This is a genomic window from Cytophagia bacterium CHB2, assembly GCA_030263535.1.
Classification (GTDB): Bacteria; Zhuqueibacterota; Zhuqueibacteria; order Zhuqueibacterales; family Zhuqueibacteraceae; genus Coneutiohabitans.
This window is the reverse complement of the sequence record SZPB01000465.1, coordinates 1-4170: the sequence shown is the minus strand read 5'-3', so window position 1 is coordinate 4170 and position 4170 is coordinate 1. Positions and strand designations below refer to the sequence as shown.

2 protein-coding genes are annotated in these 4170 nt (G+C 53.0%); both read right to left on the bottom strand.

The annotated features are described in order from the left end of the window. Positions 1 to 3020, bottom strand: a 3020-nt coding sequence (locus FBQ85_27300; GenBank protein ID MDL1878839.1) for a hypothetical protein, incomplete at its 3' end; no start/stop codon positions are given. 337 nt (positions 3021 to 3357) lie between these two features. Beyond that, positions 3358 to 4170: T9SS type A sorting domain-containing protein (locus FBQ85_27295; protein MDL1878838.1), on the bottom strand; the 813-nt coding region annotated here is incomplete at its 5' end.

Below are 4170 nucleotides of genomic sequence, written 5' to 3'. Positions count from 1 at the left end.
TCAAAGAAAAGATCGGTATCGCTGTAAAAGCTTGTGTCAATCGGCGTGGCCAGCAATGAGCCATAATCGCCAAAGTTGACGCGCTTCATCTCGCCGATTTGCGAGCCGCCTTCACGCGTGCCGTATACATAAAGCACATTATTGGTGATATCCAGAGCGACAACCGGCCGGGTCCAGCCGTGATCTTGATTGATGTCATAAATCGACCAGGCGCCTCCACTGGTGCGGTGATACAGCGCATTTTGCGTCGTCGTGGCGCCGCCGCCGCCTTTGGTCTTTATCACCATGAAGATTTCATTATTGTGAGTTGCCATGCAAATGTGATTGTCCGCAGAAGTGCCGACGGGCTGTGGCAGCGCGGAAGTCTCGTCTATCCAAAGCGTGTCGGGATCATTTTCTTTGTGGCGCAGAAATCCGTAAATCACGTTGTTGTTGCTGCTGTTTTCTGCGTAGCCAAGGCCGATCACGTTGGTTCCGCCGATTTTGAAAGGCACGGCGTCGGTTAATGCTGCCCCGTCATTCAAGTTGCTTTTGACCACGAAGGGCGAGGACCATACCGCGCCGTCATTATTGGAACGCTGGCCATAGAGCGTTGAATCGTTTGCCCAAAAAACCCATAGTCTGCCGCTCAGTCCTAGCACCAAAACCATTTCATCGGTTTGCACCGAGTTGACGGCTTTGGGATAGCCGCTGTCAATGCTCCAGGCGCCGCTGCTGAAACTTAAGCGCAAGAGTTGGACCGTGCCCGTGCCGGGCAGGAGGATATACGCTTTATTCGTGGCAGCGTTGAGTGCAATATCCGGCCGGGGCTTGGCCGAATTGCTGATGACCAGCGTGGGCGTCCAGTTGAAACCGTCGAATTTCCACAGATGCCAATCTTTGTCGATTTTGGATTGCGCTGCCATCCACCAAAAGCCGCCGTGATGAAAAAGCTTGCTTTGATTCTGATGATTGAAATTGTCGGTTGTGCCGACGACTGGCGCGCCAATCAAGCTATACGGCTCGATGGCGTATGGCAACGAAGCGACCTGCGTCGTTTCAACACTGGTGGAAACAAATAAAGTGTAGCTTCCCAACGTATCTGGATTGCGCAATGCCGTTTCCGGAATGAAAAGCGTAATGGAGTCGTTATTTGCGGTTGTTACAGCGCCGGGCATGACGATGCTGATCGTGCGCTTGGCGCTATCGGCCGTGGCCGTTGCAAGCTCCGTGTTGACACGAACCTGGCTCAAGACGCCGTGTGCCATGCCCGTCGCTGCGGGAAAGCGCACGCGGAACGTGTCAAGTCCGGCTAGCATGCGGCCGCGGCTGCCAAGATGGAAGCCGATGGTATAGCTTGATATGGAATCCGGATCCGTTGGTAACGGCGTCACTTTGGCGGCAGTAACTGTCGTTGTGGTTCGCACAAGAGTATAGCCCGGCGAAAATCCCGGCGTGAGTTGCGCGCTTGTCCACGCTTGCAGCGAATCGACTCCGAAGCTTGTTTTGTTGATGACGCCGGCCAGAGAATCAACGACCACGACGGCTGTGTCACCGCCAATTAGCGCAATCGGAGTAGTGATGTACATTTCACGCAAAGTGGCATTCGTGGTTACTGTGCTCGCGGGCGTGCCGTTAACCGTCACGAGTGAGGATGTGAGAGAGGACGGCACAGAGGTATTGTTGGGGAAACGCAAAGAAATCGTTCCCGCGCCCGCAGCCAGGCTGCCCGTCAAAGTATCTGTGATGATGGGAATCGTGTAGCGCGCCTGCGCATTCACCTGGTTCGATTCGATTGTGACGGAATCTATCACCACCGGCGGCGCAACCACGGTCTGGAATAGATTAAACCACATATCGTTTGTCGTGCTGTTGGCGGCGCATACCATCATCCCAACAACGCCGTTGACGTATTGGCGCGGCACGGTCAGGTTTTGAAACGCGTTGCCGGCCGCAAAAAGCAATTTGGTGGAGGCGACGCTGCTGGCTGTCGCTTCCGAGCCGATTGCCACGATTTTGTATTCGGCAAAACTGCTATCCTGGCGGATGCCGGATAGAATAAGAGATGTCGTAGATGTATCAATCGCTATGGCCGGCGACGTCCAGCCGGCCGCCGGGCTATGAATGACAGGACGCCGTTGCCATGCGCCAGTATTGGTGCGCTTGTACAACGTATTGCGGGGAACGCCAGTGCCGCCGCCAAACGTTCTGGTCAATAGATAGATATTGTTGTTCGCATCAACCGTCATGCTGAGTTGATTGTTCGCCTGCTCTGAACCCTGGTAGGTGATGAGACTGGATTCATCGGTCCACACGCTGTCGGGATCGCCATCGAGATGGTATAGGAAGCCAAACCTGCTGGTTGATCCGGTAACCCCTTCTTCACCATAAGACACGCCAACATAGTTGTTGCCGCTCTGTGAAAAGGCCACCGCATCGACTACGCCTCTTGGCTGGTTCAATGTGCTTTTTATCGTAATCGGCGTGAGAGACCAGCTTAACCCGCCGTCGCTCGATTTTTTGGCCTCGAGTTTTCCGCTGGCGATGCGAAACACCCAAAAGTCGCCGTCGGAAGCTTGCGCCAGAGTGAGCGGGTGATTGTTGTCAATATTGCCGAAGAGAGGAATATCCACGGTAAAACTCGTATTCCACGTGCCGGCGGGATTGTAAGTTAAACTCCAAAACCGTGTGGCATTGGTATGTGAGCGCACGAGTGACAGCTTGCCGGTGGCTTCATGCAAAAGCGCGTCATAACGATTTTGCGTGCTTTTATCCAACGCTTTATTTCTGGCCCAAACGCCATTGCCGTCATAACGCCAGATGTACCAGCGCTTGTTGGTCGCATCGAGCGCAATCGCCCACCATTTGGAATCATGATAAAACACTTTGCTTTGATTTGATTTGGAGGAATTGGCCATCGTGTTGACGTGCATAAGGGCGCCGGGCTGCGCCGAGACGCCAGTTACGTTCCACAGGCAAGAAACCACCAAAGCTATTGCTAAACCAGTGTGCCGCTGAAACCGTTTCAACGCATGAACCATATTAGAACTCCTTTTAATACACATCATTGGATTATTCAAATCACTGATGTCGCTTCAGGTGAGGTCCGTCCGTGGGCACCCTCGATTGAAGGTGAAACTCTGGAAAGCGCAACGAAGATAAGCTAACAATGCGCTAATAGTACCCCAGATATTAGTAACTGCGGAAAAACAGCGCTAAGAAGAAAATGAGCGGCAAGCCTGACGCTTTGAAAACTTAAAAACAAAACGCCGATCTTTCGAGTAGACTCGAACAATCGGCGTTTCAGTGACTTCAATATTTGCGGAGTTGTGTGTGACGCGATCAAGCGCAACAACGGCGATGGCTTTCCGGATTGCCTTACTTGATATAATGCAAACGCCCGGTAATAGCCTGTCCGTCGATTTGCAGTCGATAGAGATAAGTTCCGCTGGCAACCGCGATACCGTTATGATTGCGAGCATTCCAGCGGCGTTCATGCACGCCCGCTGCCAGCTTACCGTTGACCAACGTCTTGACCAGTTGGCCGTTAACGTTGAAGATCTGCAGCTTCACAGCAGCCGCATCTTTGAGCCGGAAGCGAATTTGTGTCTGCGGATTAAACGGGTTGGGGTAAGCGACAATCACATCCTGCTCGTTCAGATGTTCCGCGGTTTGCGCCACTTGGCGTTCTTCCTCGCGAAGAGTGATCGGTTTCGCCAACGCCGCGCCAGGCAAATGGATGAATTGCGCCCACGTTTGATCCCGCGTTGTGTTGTTTGCCAATAAAATCAGATCCGATGCGCCCGTAACTACATGCGCAGGAGCGGAAGAATCAAAGAAATCATCGAAACCGTTATCGAAAATGGTGTCGCGCACGGCGCTGGCCAGCGCGCCATAATCTCCAAGAGACACGCTTTTCATTTCCCCGATTTGATGGGAGCCCTCGCGCGTGCCGATCGCATAATAAACTCCATTTGTCGCATCGATAGCTCCCACTGGGCGGGTCCAGCCATTCTCGAGATTGATGGTGTAGGCCGTCCAGGTTCCGTCGGTTGCGCGATGAAGCAATCCGTTTTTGGCTGCGCTGCTGCCGCCGCCGGAGGTTTTGACGGTCATGAAAATTTCTTCATTGTGGACGAGCATGTTGATATGATCGTCCGCTTCGGTATTGGAAAATTGTTCCACCGAAGA